This window comes from Bordetella hinzii LMG 13501, from assembly GCF_001548475.1.
Taxonomy (GTDB): domain Bacteria; phylum Pseudomonadota; class Gammaproteobacteria; order Burkholderiales; family Burkholderiaceae_B; genus Bordetella; species Bordetella hinzii.
Genome location: NZ_LRUJ01000030.1, coordinates 26,357 through 47,262, shown reverse-complemented (window position 1 = coordinate 47,262; position 20,906 = coordinate 26,357). Strand labels below are relative to the sequence as shown.

The window sequence follows — 20,906 nt, the reverse complement described above, 5'->3', positions numbered from 1 at the left end:
GCCTCAGGCGGGCAGCAGGGCGTCCACCCTGGGGCGTTCGGCCAGGTTCCAGACCGTATCGATCAATCCGCGCAGCTCTTCGGGGCGGGCCGCGCCGGCGTATTGGCCCAGGCTCAGCATCTTGGCTTCGATCTCGGCGCGCGACAGCGTGTTGCCCGGATCGCCCTTGGGCTCGTCCACGCGGGCGCTCAGCTCGCGACCGTCGGTCGTGCGGACCTTGACCTTGCCGATCCAGCGTTGCGGATAGGCCTGGTCCACCTCGGGGTCCAGCGTCATGGTGGTGCGCTCGCGCCAGGTGGCCATGGCCGGGTCGTCCAGCGCGGCATCGAACTCGGCCAGCCCCGCGCGGCCTTTCAGCGCGATCAGGCCCAGCACCGTGCCCATGGAAAACTTGGATTGATGGACTGTGGCCGGGTTGACGACCGGGCCCAGCACGTCCAGCGCGCCCTGGTGCACGAGGGCCTCGATGCTGGCGATGTCGCCGGCGCCCAGTTGGTTGTCACGCATCAGGGCCTGCAAGGCGTCGGCGGCGGGATGGGTGTGGCGGCAGGAGGCGTGATATTTGAACGAGGTCTCGGCCAGCGCCCAGCGCTCGCCCAGCCGGTCGGTCAGGCGCGAGGGGTCGGCGTCGCGCGACATGCCGGCGGCCAGGCCCTGCGGGCCTTCCAGGATCTGGCGCGCGCCGGTGAAGCCGTCGCGCGCCAGATAGGCGGCCGTGATGCCGGCGGCCACCGCGTGGGCGGTATGCAGCTGCTTGGAGTCGGCGGCATCGCGCAGGAATTCCCACAGGCCGGCCGATTGGGTGCCGGCCGATCCCAGCGCATTGAGCATGCGCTCGGGGTCCAGGCCGAGCAGGCGGCCCACGGTGACGGCGGCGGCCAGCGTGCCCACGGTGGCCGTGGTGTGGAAGATCTTGTAGTGCGAGCGGCCCAGGAATTCGCCCACCCGGATCCCGACCTCGTAGCCCGCGACGGCGGCGGTCAGCACGTCGCGGCCCGACAGGCCCAGGGCCTGGGCCACGGCCAGCGCCGGCGGGAAGATCACCGCCGCGGGGTGGAAGACCGAACCGTTATGCACGTCATCCTGCTCGACCACGTGGGCGGCTGCGGCATTGACCATGGCGGCGAACAGCGGCGAGCTGCGGCGCCGGTTCACAAGGATTTCCGCGGGTCCGTCGGCCGGGCCCATGGCCTGGGCGTAGCCGGCCATGATCTGCACCGGGCGCGCGCCGGCGCCGGCCAGGATGGAGGCCAGGGTGTCCAGCAGCAGGTCTTCGGCGCGGCGCAGCACCGGCGCCGGGATGTCTTCGTAACGGAGTTGGCTGGCGAAAGTGGCCAGCACAGCGCTGGGAGAGGTGGTCATGGCGGTCAGAAGGAGCGGGGCAGGCCCAGCACGTGCTCGGCGACGTAGGAGAGGATCAGGTTGGTCGAGATGGGCGCGACCTGGTAGAGCCGGGTCTCGCGGAACTTGCGTTCGACGTCGTATTCGTTGGCAAAGCCGAAGCCGCCATGGAACTGCAGGCAGGCGTTGGCGGCCTCCCACGAGGCATCGGCGGCCAGCAGCTTGGCCATATTGGCCTGGGCGCCGCAGGGCAGGTGGGCGTCAAAGCGGCGCGCGGCCTCGAAGCGCATGAGGCTGGCGGCCTCCACATTGATATGGGCTCGCGCGATGGGGAATTGCACTCCCTGGTTCTGGCCGATGGGCCGGCCGAAGACCACGCGCTCCTTGGCGTAGGCGGTGACCTTGTCGACGAACCAATACCCGTCGCCGATGCACTCGGCGGCGATCAGCGTGCGTTCGGCGTTCAGGCCGTCCAGGATGTACTTGAAACCCTTGCCTTCCTCGCCGATCAGGCTCTCGGCGGGGATCTCCAGGTTGTCAAAAAAGAGTTCGTTGGTCTCGTGGTTGACCATATTGGGAATGGGCCGCACCTGCATGCCGTGCTTGACGGCATGGTGCAGGTCCACCAGGAAGATGGACATGCCCTCGGATTTGCGCGTGACCTGGTCCAGCGGCGTGGTGCGGGCCAGCAATATCATCAGGTCGGAGTGCTGCACGCGCGAGATCCAGACCTTCTGGCCATTGATCACATAGCGGTCGCCGCGCTTGACGGCCGTGGTCTTGATGCGCGTGGTGTCGGTGCCGGTGGTCGGCTCCGTCACGCCCATGGATTGCAGGCGCAGTTCACCGCTGGCGATGCGGGGCAGGTACTCGCGTTTCTGCGCCTCCGAACCGTGGCGCAGCAGCGTGCCCATGTTGTACATCTGGCCGTGGCAGGCGCCCGAATTGCCGCCGCTGCGATTGATTTCCTCCATGATGATGGAGGCCTCGGTCAGGCCAAGGCCCGAGCCGCCGTATTCCTGCGGGATCAGGGCGGCCAGCCAGCCGGCTTCGGTCAGCGCGCGGACAAATTCCTCGGGATAGCCGCGTTCTTCGTCGATCTTGCGAAAATACTCGGCCGAAAATTGGCTGCAAAGGCTGCGGACGGCTTCGCGGATGTCCTGGTAATCGTTCTGGGTGTCCTGCATGGGCGGGCTATGATCGGGTTTGTAAAAAGGGGGAACAGGCAGACTGTGCCGCAAAGGCGGCCGGCCTGCCAATTTCGCATTGCTTAATACCGGGTTATCCAAACCCGAAGCACCAGGAAAAACAGGCATGGCAACGCATTTCGACCTCACGGACCTGCAGCTGATGGTTCATATCGGAGACTGGCACAGCCTGACCAGGGCGGCCGAGAAATCGCATCTGTCCCTGCCGGCGGCCAGCACCCGGGTCAAGAATCTCGAGGAGCACTTCGGCACCCAATTGCTGTACCGCAACAGCCAGGGCGTGACCCTGACCCCGTCGGGCGAGGCGCTGACCCGCCATGCGCGCACCGTCATGCAGCAGATCGAGCAGCTGCGCGGCGACATGCAGGAGTTCGCCCGCGGCGTCAAAGGCCACGTCCGGGTCCTGGCCAACACCACGGCCAGCACGGAGTTCATGCCGGCGGTGCTGGCGCGCTATCTGGCGGTCCATCCGGACGTCAATGTCGAGCTGCGCGAGCGCCTGAGCTATCTCATCGTGCGCGCCGTGGCCGACGGTTCGGCCGATATCGGCGTGGTGGCCGGCTGCGCGCCGGATCCCAAGCTGCAGTTCATTCCCTACCGCAACGACAGGCTGGTGCTGGTGACCGCGCGCCGTCACCCGCTGGCCGGCGAAGAGGCCGTGCCTTTCGCCGACACGCTGGGCTTTGACTACGTGGGCTTGTCCGAATGGAGCGCCATCCATCCCTTCCTGGTGCAGGCCGCGGCCACACTGGGCCGGACGTTCCGTTTCCGCATCGAGGTCGGCAACTTCGAGGCGGCCTGCCGCATGATCGAAAGCGGCGTGGGCATAGGCGTGATCCCCGAGTCGGTGGCGCTGCGCTATGCGCGGGTGCTGGACATCGCCGTTGTGCCGCTGACCGATGAATGGAGTGTGCGCCAGCTGCATATCTGTGTGCGCGACCTGGAGGCCCTGCCGGTCTTCGCGCGCGAGCTGGTGCAGACCATGATCGACGACATCCCCGAGGACGAAGTCCTGGATTGATGTCAAGAAACTGCCATTGTCGGCCAGGATAATCGGCGCACCGCGCCCTTTCGGGTTTGGGCGCCTGTTCTTGGATGACTATGGCTAAGCATCTGCGGGTCGCGACGGCCCTGACCGCCACGATGGTGGTTTTTGTTCTTCTTTTCGTCGCGGCCGCCGCGGCGGGGGTGATGGCGCTGCGCGCCAACCGGGCCCATATCGAGGCCCTGGGGCGGGGCAATATTGAGCGCGCCAACGAGCTGAGCGACACGACGGCGCGGCTGTTCCAGGCGCGTGCCCAGCTGGCCGACGCCAAGACCTTCATGGAAGGCGGCCTCGAAGAAGACCGCAATGCCGCGCTGGCGCGCGCCGAAAGCCTGCTGACATCGGCGGCCCAGAGCGCGGCCCGGCTGCGCGCCAATCCCGACGCGGGCGAGGCCCGCTATGACGCGGTGCTCGCCGCCTATGGGAACCTGGCCGACAAGGCGCTGCTGCCGCTGGCCGCCGCCATCAAGGGCTGGAACGGCATCCAGGCCAACCAGTTGAGCGACAAGACGCTGCCGGCGGCCACTGACGGCTATGTGCGGGCGGTCGACGCCTATCAAGGCCATGCGCGCCAACAAGGGCGCGAGCTGCTGGCCCAGGCCGGGCAGATGGCCGACCGCATGGCGCTGGGCGCGGGGGTGCTGCTGCTGGCGGTGGGCGCGCTGGCGCTGGCCATCCGCCTGGCCTTCCGGCGCGCCGTGCTGCGCCCCTTGACCGAGGCAGGCCGCCACTTCGAGCGTATCGCCGACGGCGACCTGACCGGCGGCATCGCCGATCGCGGCGACAACGAGATCGGGGTGCTCTACCGCGCCATGGGCCGCATGCAGGGCGGGCTGACGCAGGCGGTGGCCAGCGTGCGCAGCGGCGTGGAGGCCATCCATGACGGCGTGGCCGAGATCGCCGCGGGCGCGGGCGACATGTCCAACCGCGTGGCCCGCCAGGCCGCCACGTTGCAGGAGACGGCCGCCAGCATGACGGGGCTGGCCGATACCGTGAACCAGACCGCGCACAATGCCGACGCGGCCAGCCGCCAGGCCGAGGGCGCGGCGCGCCTGGCCCGCGATGGCGGCACGGCCGTCCAGGATGCCGTCCAGAGCATGCAGGAAATCTCGGCTTCGGCCGAGCGTATCGGGGAAATCGTGGGCGTGGTCGACAGTATCGCCTTCCAGACCAATATCCTGGCGCTGAACGCGGCGGTCGAGGCCGCGCGGGCCGGCGAGCAGGGCAAGGGCTTTGCCGTGGTGGCCGCCGAAGTGCGTTCGCTGGCGCAGCGCAGCGCCCAGGCCGCCCGGGAAATCAAAGGCCTGATCGAAGAATCGCGCGAGCGCGTGGCCGCCGGTTCGCGCCATGTGGCCCAGGCCGGGCGGACCATGGATGCCATGGTCTCGGCGGTCGATGGTGTGATGCGCCTGGTGAGCGATATCTCGCATGCCAGCGCCGAGCAGGCCGCCGGCATCACGGCGGTGAACCGGGCGGTCGCCGATGTCGACCGGGGCACGCAGGAGAATGCGGCCATGGCCGAGCAGACGGCCGCCGCGGCCATGGCGCTGGAGACGCAGGCGCAGGCTTTGCGCGCGGCGGTGGCGGTGTTCCGCCTGCGCGAGGGGCAGGGCGGCGAGCCCCGCCCCGCCGTGGCTTCAGACCGGGTGGCGGTAGGTTTCGAGCACCATGGCAAGGTCCCCATGCTTGACCTTGTGCTTGACGTGGGCGGCCGCTGAAGCGATGTCTTCGGGCCGCACGCGGGTGCCCGCTTCGGCCAGGTTGGCCGGCTGCACCCGCAGGGCGCCTATGCCCAGCGTCACGAACGGAAAGAAACGCAGGCTGCCGTAGCGGTCTTCGGCGCGGATGCCGCCTTCGCCGCGGGCCTGCGCGTCATAGAGCCCCATGGCGCGCTCGTTGAACTCCTCGATCACGCGCGTGAGGCGGGCCTGCCAGTCCGGACTGCGCAAGGCCACCACGAAGTCATCGCCGCCCACGTGGCCGACGAAGTCGCGCTGGGCGTCGCAATGGCGCCGGATGATCTCGGCGCACAGCAGGATCATGTCGTCGCCGCGCCAATAGCCATAGACATCATTGAAGGGCTTGAAGTTGTTCAGGTCGGCATAGCCGATGACGAATTCGCCCGGTCCCTCCAGCAGCTGGGCAATGTGCTTGCTGATAGGGATGTTGCCCGGCAGCGAGGTGAGGGGGTTGGCATAGCGGGCGGCTTCCAGGCGGATCTCGGTCACCGAACGCACCAGCGCCTCGCCCGTGCCCAGGCCGTCGTAGCGGCCATTGCGCGTGATGATGAAGCCGTCGGCCAGATAGCGCTGGTCCTCCGAGGTGAGCACATGGCTGAGCTGGTCGATGGAGGTGCCGATATCGACCAGCACCGGTTCGGCGTTCATGAAGGTGTCGCAGCGGTTGCGGCCGAAGAGGTCGCGGGTGTAGCGCTGCGAGTAATGCTCAAGGAAGTCGCGGCGGTTGATGATGCCGACCGGGCGGTCCTGGTCGTCGAGCACGGCCAGCGCGTGCTGGTGACGCTGTTCCTGGAAAATGCGGTGCACGTCGTCATTGCTATGGCGGGCCAGGTAGACCGCCGGACCCTCGGCGCGCAGATGCAGCGCGGTGCGCCCGGAGCCGGCGGCCTTGGCCGTGCGCGGCGAGATGGGCAGCAAGGCGTCCAGGGCCGTGGGCAGCCGGGACGCGGGCTGGCCTTGCGGATAACCCAGGCACCAGCCCTGGGCGTAGCGGATGCCCAGGTCGGCGATGGCAAGCAGGTCTTCCTGTGTCTCGATGCCTTCGGCGATCACGGCGGTATTGAGCTGCTGGGCCACGCCCAGCATGCCGCGCACCAGGGCGAGGCGGTTCTCGTCGCGGCTGATGTCGCGGAAGAAATAACGGTCGATCTTGACCAGGTCCGGGCGCAGCTCCAGCCAGAGCTGCAGGCAGGCGTGGCTGACGCCATAATCGTCCAGCGCCAGCTTCATGCCGGCCTGGCGCAGGCATTGAAGGGCCTGGCGCAGGGCATGGATGTCTTCGCGTTCGGGATGGTGCTCGGTCAGCTCGATGACGATGCGCGTGGCCGCCAGGCCGGTGTCGCCTTGCAGGCGTTGCGGCAGGTCGCGGCCCCAGCGCGTCCAGTATTCGATGATGCTGGCGCCGGACAGATTGAGAAACAGCTTGCCCTCGCCGCGCAGGCGCACATAGTCGGCCGCGCCGGCGCGGAAGCACTCCCATTCGAGGTCATGGCACAGGCCCAGCCGGCGGGCTTCGGCGAACAGGGCGTCGGGCAAGTGCAGCGGGCTGTCCGCGGGGCCGCGGATAAGGCTCTCGTGGCCATAGATACGGCCCTGGCTCAGGTCGGCCACGGGCTGGTAGCGCGCCTGCAACAGGCGGCGCTGGATCAGCCACGGCAGGTTGGCGGCTGGGGTTTCGGCATCTAGCAATGGGTTCATGCTCAGGCGGTAAGGGGCCGCCACGGGCGGCAGGACTTCCCATCATGAAGGGGCTTTGTGTCGCGTTTGTTGCAAATTGTCATGACTATGGCGCAACCGGGACGCGGCAAACGGACGGCGGGGGCCGTGATTACAATAGTGGCCATGTCTGCCGCCATTCCCACTTCTTTGCGCCGCGTCGTGCTGGCTTCCAATAATCCCGGCAAGCTGCGCGAGTTTGCCGCGCTGTTCGCCCCGCTGGGCATCGAGCTCGTGCCCCAGGGCGAGCTGGGTGTTCCCGAGGCCGAGGAACCGCACGTCACCTTTGTGGAAAACGCCCTGGCCAAGGCCCGACACGCCAGTCTGGCGACCGGCCTGCCGGCCCTGGCCGACGATTCCGGCCTGTGTGTGCAGGCCTTGGGCGGGGCGCCCGGCGTCTATTCGGCCCGTTATGCGCAGCGCGAGACCGGCGCGCCCAAGGGAGACGCCCAGAACAACGCCTTGCTCCTCGAAAGACTGCAAGGGCAGGCCGACCGGCGCGCCTGGTACGTGGCCTTGCTGGTGCTGGTGCGCCACGCCGAAGATCCCTGTCCGCTGATCGGCGAAGGCCATTGGCATGGCGAGATCGCCCAGTCGGCGGCGGGCGAGAACGGTTTTGGCTACGACCCCTATTTTTATCTGCCCGACCTGGGCCGCACCGCCGCGCAACTGCCGGCCGAGGAAAAAAACGCCGTCAGCCATCGGGCCCGCGCCCTGCGCGAGATCCTGGGCAAATTGCAGGCGCTTTGAGCCGCATGGCCATCACCATTCCCATCCGGGTCGCCGGCGCCGCGCCGGCCAAGTCCCCCGTCGTGCTGCCCTCGGGCGCCGCGCTGACCAGCCTGCCGCCGCTGTCGGTCTATGTGCATGTGCCTTGGTGCGTGCGCAAATGCCCATACTGCGATTTCAATTCGCACGCCATGCCCGGCCAGGACATCCCCGAACGCGCCTACCTGGACGCCTTGCGCGCCGACCTGGAGCAGGCCATTCCGCTGGTCTGGGGCCGGCAGGTGATCTCGGTCTTTATCGGGGGGGGGACGCCCAGCCTGCTGTCGGCCGCCGGGCTGGACGAGCTGCTGGCCATGCTCAGGGCCTGTTTGAATCTCCTGCCCGATGCCGAAATCACCATGGAGGCCAATCCCGGCACGGCCGAGGCCGGGCGCTTCCGGGATTACGGGGCCAGCGGCGTCACGCGCCTGTCCCTGGGCATCCAGAGCTTCGATGACGGCCAGCTGCGTAAACTGGGGCGCATCCATGATGCCGGGCAGGCGCGCGCGGCCATCGAGATGGCGCAGCGCGCCGTGCCGCGTGTCAACCTGGACCTGATGTTCGCCTTGCCGGGCCAGGACCTGCAAGCCTGCCTGGCCGATGTGCGCCAGGCCCTGTCTTTCGGCACCGAGCATCTGTCCATGTACCACCTGACGCTGGAGCCGAATACCGTCTTCGCCAAATACCCGCCCGAGCTGCCCGATGACGACGCCAGCGCGCTCATGCAGGACGCGGTGGAGGCCGCGCTGGCCGAGGCGGGCCTGGCCCGTTACGAGGTTTCGGCCTATGCGCGGCCGGGGGCGCGCAGCAAGCACAACCTGAATTATTGGGAATTCGGCGACTATCTGGGCCTGGGCCCGGGCGCGCATGGCAAGCTGTCTTTCCATGACCGCATCATCCGCGAGGCCCGGCATCGCAATCCCGAATCCTGGATGGCGCGGGCCATGGCCCGTGATGGCGGCCATATTGCCGAGAGCCGCCAGGTTGGCCCGGACGAACTGCCCTTCGAGTTCATGCTCAATGCCCTGCGCCTGAAAGAGGGCGTGGCGGCAAGCACCTTTTCCGAGCGCACCGGCCTGTCCCTGGCCGCCATCGCGCACCAACTGGAGGCGGCCAGCCAGCGCGGCCTCCTGGACGCCGATCCCACCCGCCTGCGGGCCACCGCCCTGGGTTGGCGCTTCCTGAACGACTTGCAGGAAATCTTCCTGTAACGCCGATGCACCAACATAGGGCCATCATGCCCTATGTTTTGCACCATAATGGTGCTAAATTGAGTGCGGTCTCATGCGGCCCTCCGGGATTTCCCCTGGGATGAACCTGGCACGCATATTGCTTCTGCTTCTACGCCTGTCGGGCGCTATGCCCGTGACGCTTTTACCAATGGAGATGACATGGCAAGCCCCCAAGACGTTCTCAAACAGATCGCCGACAACGAAGTCAAGTTCGTGGATTTCCGATTCACCGACACGCTCGGCCGCGAGCACCACGTCTCGGTGCCGGCCCATACCGTCGATGAAGACAAGCTGGAAAGCGGCCAGGCCTTCGATGGATCGTCTATCCCGGGCTGGAAGGGCATCGAAGCTTCCGACATGCTGCTCATCCCCGACGTCAACACCGCCAACCTGGATCCCTTCCGCGAAGAGCCGACGCTGATCCTGACCTGCGATGTGGTCGAACCCTCCGACATGAAGGGCTATGACCGCGACCCGCGCTCGCTGGCCAAGCGCGCCGAAGCCTATCTCAAGTCCTCCGGCCTGGGCGACACCGCCTACTTCGGTCCGGAACCCGAATTCTTCGTGTTCGACGGCGTGACCTGGAACACCGACATGTCGGGCACCTTCGTGAAGATCAAGTCGGAAGAGGCCCCCTGGTCCACCGGCCTGGAATTCGAAGGCGGCAACATGGGCCATCGCCCGGGCGTCAAGGGCGGCTATTTCCCCGTTCCGCCGGTCGATTCCTTCCAGGACATGCGCTCGGAAATGTGTCTGCTGATGGAGCAGATGGGCGTGCCGGTCGAAGTGCACCACCATGAAGTGGCCGCACCCGGCCAGCTCGAAATCGGCACCAAGTTCAGCACGCTGGTGACTCGTGGCGACTGGAACCAGATCGTCAAGTACGTGATCCACAACGTGGCCCATGCCTATGGCAAGACCGCCACCTTCATGCCCAAGCCCGTCGTCGGCGACAACGGTTCCGGCATGCACGTGCACCAGTCCATCTGGAAGGACGGCCAGAACCTGTTCGCGGGCAACGGCTATGCCGGTCTGTCGGAATTCGCCCTGTACTACATCGGCGGCATCATCAAGCACGCCCGTGCCCTGAACGCCATCACCAACCCTGGCACCAACTCGTACAAGCGCCTGGTTCCGCACTTCGAAGCCCCGGTCAAGCTGGCCTACTCGGCCCGCAACCGTTCGGCCTCGATCCGCATTCCCTATGTGGGCAACCCCAAGGCGCGCCGCATCGAAACCCGCTTCCCGGATCCCCTGGCCAACCCCTACCTGGCTTTCTCGGCCCTGATGATGGCCGGCCTGGACGGCGTGCAGAACAAGATCCACCCGGGCGATCCGGCCGACAAGAACCTGTACGACCTGCCGCCGGAAGAGGATGCCAAGATCCCGACCGTCTGCGCTTCGCTGGAAGAAGCCCTGGCCGCGCTGGACAAGGACCGCGAGTTCCTGACCCGTGGCGGCGTGTTCAGCAACGAAATGCTGGACGCCTACATCGAGCTCAAGATGGGCGAAGTCACGCGGCTGCGCATGACGACCCATCCGGTCGAGTTCGACATGTACTACAGCCTGTAAGCCGCCGAGGCTGAAGACTCCGCCCGCCTGGGCGGGCGGAGTCCGCCAGGGGCGGGTCATTCGACCCGCCGACTTTCCCGCCCCGGAGCCCGCATGACGAATGTAGATGCCTTTGAGTTGCTTGCCACGTCCGTTTTCCTGCTGAACGAACGTGGCCATATCGAATACGCCAACGCTGCCGCCGAAGACCTGTTCGGCCGCTCCCGCAAGCAGTTGCGCGGCCTGGCGGCTCCCACGCTGTTCGACCATCCCGAAGCCTTACAGAATTCCATAGACGCGGCGGTAGCCGGCAAATTCGCCGATGTGCGCCAGCTGTCCTCGCTGCGCCGCGCCAGCGACTCGATCGAAGTCACCGTCACCACGGTCGCCTGCCCGGGGCAGCGCTGGCCGGTGCTCCTGGAGACGCGCGAAATCGAGCAGCGTGTGCTGGCCGACCGCAACCACCGGCTGGTCGATGAAATCGAGTCCCACCGCGAGCTGCTGCGCAACCTGGCGCACGAGGTCAAGAATCCTCTGGGCGGCCTGCGCGGCGCAGCCCAGCTGCTGGAAGCCGAACTGCCCAGTCCGGCGCTGGCCGAATACACCCAGGTCATCATTTCCGAAGCCGACCGCCTGCAGGCGCTGGTGGACCGCCTGAGCGGGCCGCAGCGGGTGCCGCTCAACGCCCGGCCGGTCAATATCCACGAAATCTGCGAGCGCGTATGCGCGCTCATCCAGGCCGAATTCCGCGACGAGGTCGGCCTGGTGCGCGACTACGACGCTTCGGTGCCCGACCTGCAGGGAGATGCCGCCCGGCTCATGCAGGCCGTGCTCAACGTGGCGCGCAATGCCGCGCAGGAGCTGGTGCTGCAGAAGCCGGGCCCCGACGTCCCGCCCGGCCAGATCACGATGCGCACGCGCGTGGCGCGCCAGGTCATGTTGGCGCATCGCCATCACCGCCTGGCGCTGGTGCTGTCCATCATCGACAACGGGCCCGGCGTGCCCGAGCACATCCGCGATCGGATCTTCCATCCGCTGGTCACCGCCCGGGCCGGCGGCACCGGCCTGGGCCTGAGCCTGGCGCAGGACTTCGTGCAGCAGCACGGCGGCATCATCGAATTCGAATCCCGACCCCGGCACACTGAATTCCGCCTGGTTCTACCGATGGAGCCCCTTTGATGAAACCCGTATGGATCGTTGACGACGATCAGGCCATCCGCTGGGTACTGGAAAAAGCCCTGGCGCGTGCCGGCATCACCACGCGCAGCTTCTCCCAGGCGCCCGACGTGCTGGAGGCGCTCACCCGCGATACGCCGTCGGTGCTGGTATCCGATATCCGCATGCCGGGCGGCAACGGCCTGGAGCTGCTGCGCCAGATCAAGGAGCACCACGCCGGCCTGCCTGTCATCGTCATGACCGCCTTCGCCGACCTCGACAGCACCGTATCCGCCTTCCAGGGCGGCGCCTTCGACTACCTGGCCAAGCCCTTTGACGTCAATGAAGCCGTGGCGCTTATCCAGCGCGCCATGCAGGACATCGAGCCCCAGGCCGAGACGGCCGCCGCGGCCGAGGCCCCCGCCGGCGATCGCTACATGATGACCCAGTCGTCATCGACCGCCATGCAGGAAGTCTTTCGCGCCATCGGGCGCCTGGCCCAGTCCAAGGTCACCGTCCTGATCACGGGCGAGTCAGGCACCGGCAAAGAGCTGGTCGCCCGGGCGCTGCACGGCCACGGCGCGCGCGCCAGCGGCCCCTTCGTCGCCCTGAACGCCGCCGCCATCCCGCGCGACCTCCTCGAAGCCGAACTGTTCGGCCACGAGCGCGGCGCCTTCACCGGCGCCAACACCCTGCGGCGGGGGCGCTTCGAAGAAGCCCATGGCGGCACGCTGTTTCTCGACGAAATCGGCGACATGCCCATCGAGCTGCAGACCCGCCTGCTGCGCGTGCTGGCCGAGGGAAGCTTCTATCGCGTCGGCGGGGCCCAGCCCGTGCGCGTGGACGTGCGCATCGTCGCCGCCACCCACCAGCCGCTGGAGCAGCGCGTCGAACAAGGCCTGTTCCGCGAAGATCTCTTTCACCGCCTGAACGTCATCCGCCTGCGCCTGCCGCCGCTGCGCGAGCGCACCGAAGACATCCCGGCCCTGGCCAATCATTTCCTGGCCGCCAGCGCCAAGACCCTGGGCGTGCCGGTCAAGCGCCTCACCCCGGAAGCGGTGGCTGTCCTCATCAAGTTTGATTTCCCCGGCAACGTGCGCCAGTTGGAGAACTTCTGCCACTGGCTCACGGTCATGGCGCCTGGGCAGACGATCGACCGCAATGACCTGCCGCCCGAGATCCGGGCCATGGAACATGCCGCGCCCAACCCGCCGATGCGTGTGTCGGGCGAGGCCGCCGGCAGCCATCCGGGCAGCCCTTCCGGGGCCTATCCGGGCGGCCATGCGGCCGCCGGCTCGCCCATCGAGGACCTGCCGCGCAACTGGCAGCAGGCCCTGCTTAAGGACGCCCAGTATCGCCTGGAGCGGGGCGAGCCCGCCATCATGGCCACGCTCACGCGCCAATTCGAGAAGATCCTGCTGCAAAGCGCCCTGGACGCCAGCCGGGGCCGCCGGGTCGAAGCCGCCACCCGGCTGGGCATCGGCCGCAACACCATCACGCGCAAGCTGCGTGAACTGGGCATCGCCGAGGACTGACACCATGGCGGTTCCATGCTCCGAAGCCGCTCCATGAGCGGCTTTTTTTTCGGATCCGACAGCACGGGCCTCGAACCGGACCCGCCGGCGGCGCCGCGCGCTTGACGGCAGGACTATCGGGCGGGCGATGGATGTTTCAGTTGCCGGCGATGCGGTCGAAATGTTTTCGCTTCTTTTCCATGTCGGCGTCGCTGTCGGCATAGCGCGCGGCAATCGCGCGGAAGTCGTCCTGGATTTCGATAAAGGCGTCGACAATGTCGGGATCGAAGTGCGAACGCTTGCCGGCCTCGATAATGCCCACGGCCTGTTCATGGGGCATGCCGTCCTTGTACACACGGCGGCTGATAAGCGCGTCGTACACATCGGCCAGCGCCATCAGGCGCGCCGAGACCGGTATGTCGTCGCCGGATAGTCCCTGCGGGTAGCCGCTGCCATCCCATTTTTCCTGGTGGGACAGGGCGATTTCCTTGGCCATATCGAGAAAATCCACCTGGGCGCCGAGCAGTTTTTCGGCATGCGCTATCGCGTCGTATCCCAACGTGGTGTGGGTTTTCATGATCTCGAATTCGGCGGGGTCCAGCCGGCCGGGCTTGAGCAGTATGCGATCCGGAATGCCCACTTTGCCGATGTCATGCAAGGGCGCCGACTTGAATAGCATGGAGATGCTGGCGTCGGTGAGATAGGCGGAAAAACGCGGATGCTTCCTGAGCTTCTCAGCCAGCGCCTTGACATAGAACTGCGTGCGGCGAATGTGGTTGCCCGTGTCGGTATCCCGCGTTTCGGCCAGCGAGGCCATGGCCAGTATGGTGACGTCCTGGATGGCGGCCACTTCGCGCGTGCGCTTGGCGACTTCGGCTTCCAGGTAGGCGGCCTTGTCGCGCAGGAAGTCCGCGGAGGCTTTCAGCGCCAGATGGGTCTTGACACGCGCCAGTACGATGGGCGGGCTGATAGGCTTGGTGATGTAGTCGACAGCGCCAAGTTCGAAACCTTGCTTCTCGTCTTCGACTTCGGCTTTGGCGGTGAGGAAGATAACCGGGATATCACGTGTCTGGGCGCTTGCTTTCAAGCGCCGGCAGACTTCATGGCCGTCCATCTCAGGCATCATGATATCCAGCAAGATGAGATCGGGCGTGTTGTCCGCCGCGGCGATCCTGAGCGCTTTCTCGCCGCTGTTGGCGACCTTCACCTTGTAGTCGTCCTTGAGCAGGCCGCTGATCAGGGAAAGATTGTCGGGGGTGTCGTCCACGACCAGGACAGTCGCTCGTTCGATGGAATCGGAGGCATTCATTATGTGCTGCTCTCACGAGGATTGAGTAGAGGGATGGGAACGACGGTGCCCGCGCTATGTCGCCGCAACGGCCGCCCGCAGAACCTCGAGCGCGGCCTCGAAGTCGAAGGACTTGACCGCGCTGTCGATCTGGCGGAAATGGCGAGGCAGGGCGGTGCTGAGCAGGTCGGCGTTGCTGTCGAGCACCTGCCCGGCTTCGGAGTCGTCGTCCGCCAGCAGCGCCTCCAGCCTGGCCAGCACTTGCTGGAGCTTCTCCGGGTCGGGGGCGACGGCCGTGACGGGTGCTTCGCGCGGCAGCGTCCGTGTCAAAGCGGCGATCACGGCCGACAAGGCCGCCTCCAGCGTGTTTATCAGGGCCTGGCACCGATCTTGCGGCAGGCCTTTCTTGAAGGCCGACTCCACCTCGGCGGCGGCCTGCTGCACGTCGGCGGCGCCGATATTGCCCGCCAGGCCCTTGGTGGTATGGGCGATCCGTTCGGCCGTCGCGAAATCTCCCGCGGCAGCGGCGGCCCGGAGTTCGTCGGCCGCCGTCTTCTGACCGCTGAGGAATCTGCGCAGCATCAACAGATAGAGGGACTTGTTGCCGAGGACGCGCCGCAGGCCATTGTCGACATCGAGGCCGTCAATGGCCGATGGCAGTCCAATTCCGTCCAGGGACCCGGGCGCGGAAAGGAGAGTGATGTCCCCTGGCGAATGGCGCGGTTTGATCCAGCGCAACAGCGTTCTCCAGAGCTGCTCGGGTTCGATGGGCTTGGGCACGTGGTCATTCATGCCTGCGTCGAGGCAGCGCTGGCGATCGCTTTCCATGGCGTTGGCGGTCATGGCGACAATGGGCAGGGCGGCGAACCGGGGCAGCTTGCGGATTTCCTGGGTGGCGGTGATGCCGTCCATGACCGGCATCTGCATGTCCATCAGCACGATGTCATAGTCGGTCTCGCCGACTTTGTGGACCGCGATTTCGCCGTTCCTGGCCAGGTCCACGACGATGCCGGCATCGTGCAGGAGTTCGATGGCGACTTCCTGATTGAGTTCGTTGTCCTCGACCAGCAGGGCGCGCGCGCCCCGGATCGTGGTGAGTTGCTTCATCAGCGGCGATGGCGCATCGCCTGTGAGCGGCCGGCGGGCAGGGGCGGCGTCGAGCACCCGCGCCACGGCCTCGAACAGCACCGAAGCGTTCACCGGCTTGGTAAGCACGTCCTCGAGACCCACGGCGCTGGCGCTCTTGAGGACCTCATCCCGCCCATAGGCCGTGATCATCACCATGTGGGGCAGATGGTCCAAAGGACGTTCGCGCAGCGCCTTGGCCGTGGCGATCCCGTCCATGCCGGGCATCTGCCAGTCAAGGAACACGATGTCGTAAGGCCGGCCCTCGGCCTCGGCGCGCTCCACCGCTTCCACGGCGGCGCGGCCTGAATCGGCCTCCTCGATGATCAGGCTCATGGCTTGCAGCAGACTGCTCAGTACCGAGCGGGCATTCTCGTTGTCATCCACCACCAGCACGCGGCGGCCCTGGAGGTCGGCGCTGAGCACATGTTTCCTCTCAATACCCGTTCTTTTGCCCAGGCTCGCGGTAAACCAGAAGGTGCTGCCTTTTCCGTATTCGCTGTCGACGCCAACCTCGCCCTGCATGAGCTCGGCAAGGCGCTTGGAGATGGCGAGGCCCAGGCCGGTGCCGCCGTATCTGCGCGTGGTCGAGGTGTCGGCTTGCTGGAAGGACTGGAACAGGCGCGCGCGTTGTTCGCCGGTCAGGCCGATACCGGTATCGCGCACGGCGAAATAGAGCCGCACCTCTTTGTCGGTCTGTTCCTGCACCCGGACTATCACGTCGATCTCGCCTTTTTCGGTGAACTTGACGGCATTGTTGGCATAGTTGATCAATATCTGCCCCAGCCGCAGCGGATCGCCAAGCAGGTCGTTGGGCACGTCGCGATCCACGTCTATGATCAGTTCCAGCCCTTTGGCGGCAGTCTTCTCCACCAGCAGATTGGCGACGTTTTCGAGCACCTTCTCCAGGTCGAACGGTACGCGCTCGACGGAAAGCTTGCCGGCCTCTATCTTGGAGAAATCGAGGATGTCGTTGATGATGCCCAGCAGATGCTGGCCGGAGCCCTGGATTTTCTTCAGGTAGTCGCGTTGGCGCGGCGTCAGCTCGGTCTTGAGCGCCAGGTGCGCCATGCCGATGATGGCGTTCATCGGCGTGCGGATTTCATGGCTCATATTGGCGAGAAAATCGCTCTTGGCCTTGGTGGCATCTTCGGCCTGGGCCTGGGCGCGCCGCATGGCCTCTTGCACCGCCTTGCGTTCCGTGATGTCGCGATACACCGTCACGCTGCCCACCAGCGCGCCGTTCTTGAAAACCGGCGTTGTCGAGTATTCCACCGGCAGTGCCGTGCCGTCCTTGAGCCACAGCACCTCGTCATCCACCGTGCGTGGCAGGCCGTCCTGGATCGTGAGGTGCATTGAACACGCCGAGCGCGGGAATTCCCTGCCGTCAGGATAGTGATGGTGCGCAAGCGCATGCAGATTCCTGCCGATGAACTCGTCTTCGGTGTAGCCCAGCATGGCCGGGGCGGCGGGGTTGGCGAAGGTGACGACCCCGTCCATGTCCATCCCCACAATGCCATCAGTGACCGACCCGAGAATCTGACGGCTGCGCTCCTCAAGGGATGCCAGCTTGTCCTGGGCGGCCTTGCGTTCGGTGATGTCGCGCACGGAGGCGCAGGCGCAGACGCCCCGCTCGCCCACGGCTGGCAGCAAGGACAGCCCGACTTCCACGGGAAACACACTGCCGTCCTTGCGCTTTCCATCCAGATTCTGGACGCCGAGCCCCGCAGGAGACTTCGCGCCATTGGCGAAATAGGCGTTTCGATACCGCTTGTGCAGCTTGCGCGCGTTCTCGGGCAGGAGGATTTCCGCGCAACGGCCGACCAACTCGCCCGAGTCGTAGGCGAACATCTGCTCGAGTTGCGGATTGACCATCACAATGACGCCGTGTTCGTCCACCACGAGCATGCCGTCCGGCGCTGACTCGATGATGCCGCGGTACCAGGCTTCAGTGGCCTTGAGCGCGGCCTGCTGCGCTTCCAGTTCGACCGTCTGCTCCTCGAGCTGGGCCGCCTGCTGTTCCAGGCTTTCAGCCTGGCGCTGGGTCTCGACCAGCAATTGCCGGGTTTTCTGGCCACGCTCCAGGATCTCCACGCTCATGGCCAGAATGGGGATGACTTCGCCAAGCAGGGTGTTGCGGCGTTCGTCAAACCGCTCAAGCGTGGCCAGCTCCACCACACCCAGCAGCCGGGTGTTGCGTATGACGGGCAGCACCACGATGGTCTGCGGGGCGCCCGCCCCCAGGCCGGACGCGATGCGGACATAGCCGGCGGGCGGGTGATGCAGCACGATAGGGCTGTGATCCAGCGCGCATTGCCCCACCAGTCCCTCGCCCAGCGCGACCTGGCGCCGCAGCCCGTCTCCCTCCTGGAATGCGTAACTGCCCAGCAGATGCAGGCGCTGGTCTTCTTCGTCGAACAGAAAGAAGGCGCCTTGGCCAAGCTGCAGAAGCGGCGCGAGTTCCGCCAGGAACAGCTTGGCAAGCTCGGTGGCATCGGCGACGCCTTGCAGTTTTGCCGACAATGCCGCCGTATGTGTCTTCACCCAGCGCTGGGCGTCCAGCTGGTGGGCGCCATCCTGCAGCACGACGATGGCGCGCGCCAACTCGCCCAACTCATTGGAATAATCGGCATAAGGCACCGGTTTATCATGGCGGCCGGCCGACAGGTGCAATTGCGTCAGATGGTCCAGCAGGCGTTGCTGGGGTACGCGGACCAGCCGCGTGATCAGCCAGATCATCAGCATGCTCAGGCCGACGCCGCCCAGCAGAAGGACTACCGCCATGCGGGCGCTGTATTCCGCCAAAGTCTGCGAGCGGCCTGCCTCTTCCTCGGCGCTGTCCTCCTTGAAATTGGCGATGGTTTCCAGCGTCTGGGCGGCCGCAAGCGCCGCGGCATTGAAATTCGCTTGAGAAATGAATGCCCGCACTTCCGTCATATCGCCTTGCTGGAGCAATCTCAAGGCAGCATTGGCCCACTGCTGATAGGTGGCGTAGCTTGAGTCAAAGCGGATCAATAACTGACGCTCTCCGTCGCCCGTAGCGCGCTGCCGCAATGCCGCGGCGGAGACGCCGAGGCTTACCTGCGCTTGCGCTGCTTCCCGTATGGCGTTCTTGCGTTGTATTTCGTCGGGGGCGAGAACCGCCTGCCTGGCGGCGCGTCCAAATTCGGCGATGCTGGCTTTGGCGTCTTTGGCATGCAGGACAGCCAATAGATCGACGCTGTAAATACGCTGCATGCCATCGTTGGCCTTGTGCAGGTTGTAGAGGCTGTAAGCGCTGGTCAGTGTCAAGAGCAGCAGCATGCTGGCGAAGCCGATCATCAGACGCTTCTGCAGCGATAAACGTTCAAGCCTGTTCATCACGAATCGATTCGACAAAGCTATCTCTTCTTTTATTGGCTGAATATCATTTCGCTCGGGCCGTCTTTTCGCCCGCCAGGCCGGCACTGCAGATATTCGCCGCGCAGGCTCGCGCGGCCGATGATTCAGACTTGTCGTTTCGATTTTTAATGAGAGCTTGACAAAAAGCAACAGGTCCAGCTAAACCGACCTACATCCGGACTATTCATTTCCCATTATGTCGCCGCTTTTTCCGCGTTTTGCATCGAGGCGACGGCATTGCTTTGTCCGGCTGGTGGGCCTGGCCGCTTTGATGATGGCCGCTCAGCTGCATGCGCGCGCTTTGGTCGACATCCGCGCGTCGAACGAACTGCGAGTGTGCGTGGCCGGCTCAAGCGCCGATTTCTATACCGCCAATGCGCTGGCTTTTGCCCGCTACCTGGGTGTGTCCGCCACTGTCGTGCGATTGGCGCGCTGGGACCAGCAATTCGAGAACGCCGCCGGCGTGGTGGATCTCCCGGGCCGTTATGTGGCGCAGCCGCTGGCTAGCGGCCAATGCGATCTTTACCCCAATGACCTGCACATGCTGGATTGGCGCAGGACCAAGATGGACATGGTGCCTTATTACACCGTGCGCAAAATGATTGTGGCCAATCAGCAATTGCGGTCCACGGTCAAGCAGCCGGCGGACCTGGCGGGGTTGCGCGCGGCCGTCCAGAAAGGGACTTCCTATGATGATTGGCTGACCGCCCAGAATGCCACGAGCTTTCGTGACAAGCCGGTGGCGATCGGGTATTTCCCGACCGCCGAGAGCATGCGCCGGGTGTCGCAGGGACTGGCCGATTTCACGGTCACCGGCTCCGAGGGCGCCTTCAAATGGATACGCGGCGACACCTTGCAGAACCTGGATCTGCTATTTCCGGTGGGCGAGCTGGAAAAAGTGGGCTGGGGTATCGCGCCCTCCGCGGACGATTTGCGGGAGGCGCTGGCCGGCTATTTCGCCGACAGTCTCAGAGTCGGCTCGGAACTGGATCGGGCCTGGCAAAAATACTATGGCATCTCCCGCATGGAGTATCTTTTCTTCGAGCAATCCCTCGACACCCGCGCCGCCGAGCGGGCCGCGATCCGCGCCTGGGCCTTGCCGGCGATTACGGGGGTAATAGGGCTGGTATTGGCCATGGCGCTGTGGGCGCGCCGCTTGCGCCGGGAGGTGCGGCGGCACCGCCTGACCGCGGAGCGGTTGGCGGAGAGCCGGCGCGAGGTGACGCGCGAATCAGCGCGCCGCCTGGCGGTCTCGGAGATCCAGCTCAGCTTGGAACTTGCGCCGACGCTGGCCGAATTCGGCCGCATCCTATTGCTGGAACTGTCCCGGCGCCTGCCTGTGCGCCAGGCGCTGCTCTGCGCAGCGGCCGGGCAAGGTCTGAGGCTGGTGGCCCGCTATGCCGGCAACGCCGCTCCGCCCGACGAGGCGCTATCCACGGTGCCTGTCGCCGCCAGCCTGATGGATGAGTGTTTGCGCGAGCGCCAACCCCGGCTCCTTGATGCGACGGCGGGATCCGGGCTGCGGATCCGTTCCGGCCTCGGAGAAGGGGAACCCGCGGCGGTGCTGATTCACCCCATCGTCCTGGGCGAACAAGGGATTGCCGTGCTGGAGTTGGCGTCCATGGACCCGTTGGGAGAGGATGCCCAGCGCCTGCTGCGCGATCTCACTCCATTCGTCGCGTTGTCCATGCTCAGGCTATCCGCTCAGCCGTCTGCCTGATGGTCCAGCCCTGCGCGCCAGGCGGGCCGTTCGAGGCGCCGGGCGTCACCAAGCCGCCGCCAACGGCTAGGATATTTCCTACATAACTCCAAGAATAGGGCGATTTAGACCATCTTCTATAGG

The 20,906-nt window shown here is 65.9% G+C and carries 13 protein-coding genes; 8 read left to right on the top strand and 5 right to left on the bottom strand.

Annotated features, from left to right (window positions below; genetic code table 11):
* Window positions 1-3: 3 nt before the first annotated feature.
* The gene (locus AXA74_RS17695; protein ID WP_032979544.1) at window positions 4-1,362 is read right to left on the bottom strand and encodes an MmgE/PrpD family protein; all 1,359 of its coding nucleotides are present in this window, start codon (window positions 1,360-1,362) and stop codon (window positions 4-6) included.
* A gap of 5 nt (window positions 1,363-1,367) precedes the next feature.
* On the bottom strand, window positions 1,368-2,528 hold the full coding sequence (locus tag AXA74_RS17690) for an acyl-CoA dehydrogenase family protein (protein ID WP_029580798.1): 1,161 nt from the start codon (window positions 2,526-2,528) through the stop codon (window positions 1,368-1,370).
* Between the two features lie 127 nt (window positions 2,529-2,655).
* On the opposite strand from AXA74_RS17690, the gene AXA74_RS17685 reads away from it, so the two are divergent.
* Window positions 2,656-3,570 (top strand): LysR family transcriptional regulator, encoded by a 915-nt coding sequence (locus tag AXA74_RS17685; RefSeq protein WP_029580799.1) that lies wholly within the window; start codon window positions 2,656-2,658, stop codon window positions 3,568-3,570.
* An 80-nt stretch (window positions 3,571-3,650) separates the two neighbouring features.
* Window positions 3,651-5,312 (top strand): methyl-accepting chemotaxis protein, encoded by a 1,662-nt coding sequence (locus AXA74_RS17680; protein ID WP_080700987.1) that lies wholly within the window; start codon window positions 3,651-3,653, stop codon window positions 5,310-5,312.
* On the opposite strand, the gene AXA74_RS17675 is transcribed toward AXA74_RS17680, so the two are convergent.
* On the bottom strand, window positions 5,232-7,031 hold the full coding sequence (locus tag AXA74_RS17675) for an EAL domain-containing protein (protein WP_029580801.1): 1,800 nt from the start codon (window positions 7,029-7,031) through the stop codon (window positions 5,232-5,234). The two genes, AXA74_RS17680 and AXA74_RS17675, sit on opposite strands and share 81 nt — an antisense overlap.
* A gap of 144 nt (window positions 7,032-7,175) precedes the next feature.
* Here AXA74_RS17675 and rdgB point away from each other — a divergent pair, with 144 nt between their 5' ends.
* From rdgB to ntrC, 5 genes are all read left to right on the top strand, one after another.
* Entirely contained in the window at window positions 7,176-7,799 is a 624-nt protein-coding gene (gene rdgB, locus AXA74_RS17670; RefSeq protein WP_029580802.1) for an RdgB/HAM1 family non-canonical purine NTP pyrophosphatase, read from the top strand.
* 5 nt (window positions 7,800-7,804) lie between these two features.
* A complete protein-coding gene (hemW, locus tag AXA74_RS17665) occupies window positions 7,805-9,028 on the top strand; it encodes a radical SAM family heme chaperone HemW (RefSeq protein ID WP_029580803.1) in 1,224 nt (407 codons plus the stop codon).
* Between the two features lie 180 nt (window positions 9,029-9,208).
* Complete coding sequence (gene glnA / locus AXA74_RS17660) at window positions 9,209-10,621, top strand: type I glutamate--ammonia ligase (RefSeq protein WP_029580804.1); 1,413 nt, start codon at window positions 9,209-9,211, stop codon at window positions 10,619-10,621.
* A gap of 93 nt (window positions 10,622-10,714) precedes the next feature.
* The gene (gene glnL, locus AXA74_RS17655; protein ID WP_029580805.1) at window positions 10,715-11,779 is read left to right on the top strand and encodes a nitrogen regulation protein NR(II); all 1,065 of its coding nucleotides are present in this window, start codon (window positions 10,715-10,717) and stop codon (window positions 11,777-11,779) included.
* On the top strand, window positions 11,779-13,290 hold the full coding sequence (gene ntrC / locus AXA74_RS17650; RefSeq protein WP_029580806.1) for a nitrogen regulation protein NR(I): 1,512 nt from the start codon (window positions 11,779-11,781) through the stop codon (window positions 13,288-13,290). The genes glnL and ntrC overlap by 1 nt, the downstream gene beginning before the upstream one ends.
* Window positions 13,291-13,426: 136 nt before the next feature.
* Here ntrC and AXA74_RS17645 read toward each other — a convergent pair whose 3' ends face one another.
* Both AXA74_RS17645 and AXA74_RS17640 read right to left on the bottom strand, forming a co-directional pair.
* On the bottom strand, window positions 13,427-14,578 hold the full coding sequence (locus AXA74_RS17645; protein WP_029580807.1) for a response regulator: 1,152 nt from the start codon (window positions 14,576-14,578) through the stop codon (window positions 13,427-13,429).
* Window positions 14,579-14,632: 54 nt separating this feature from the next.
* Window positions 14,633-19,060 carry a response regulator gene (locus AXA74_RS17640; RefSeq protein WP_126623576.1) on the bottom strand — a complete coding sequence of 1,476 codons (4,428 nt, stop codon included), beginning with the start codon at window positions 19,058-19,060 and terminating at the stop codon, window positions 14,633-14,635.
* A gap of 199 nt (window positions 19,061-19,259) precedes the next feature.
* Here AXA74_RS17640 and AXA74_RS17635 point away from each other — a divergent pair, with 199 nt between their 5' ends.
* Complete coding sequence (locus tag AXA74_RS17635) at window positions 19,260-20,783, top strand: transporter substrate-binding domain-containing protein (protein ID WP_080700262.1); 1,524 nt, start codon at window positions 19,260-19,262, stop codon at window positions 20,781-20,783.
* Window positions 20,784-20,906: the final 123 nt, after the last annotated feature.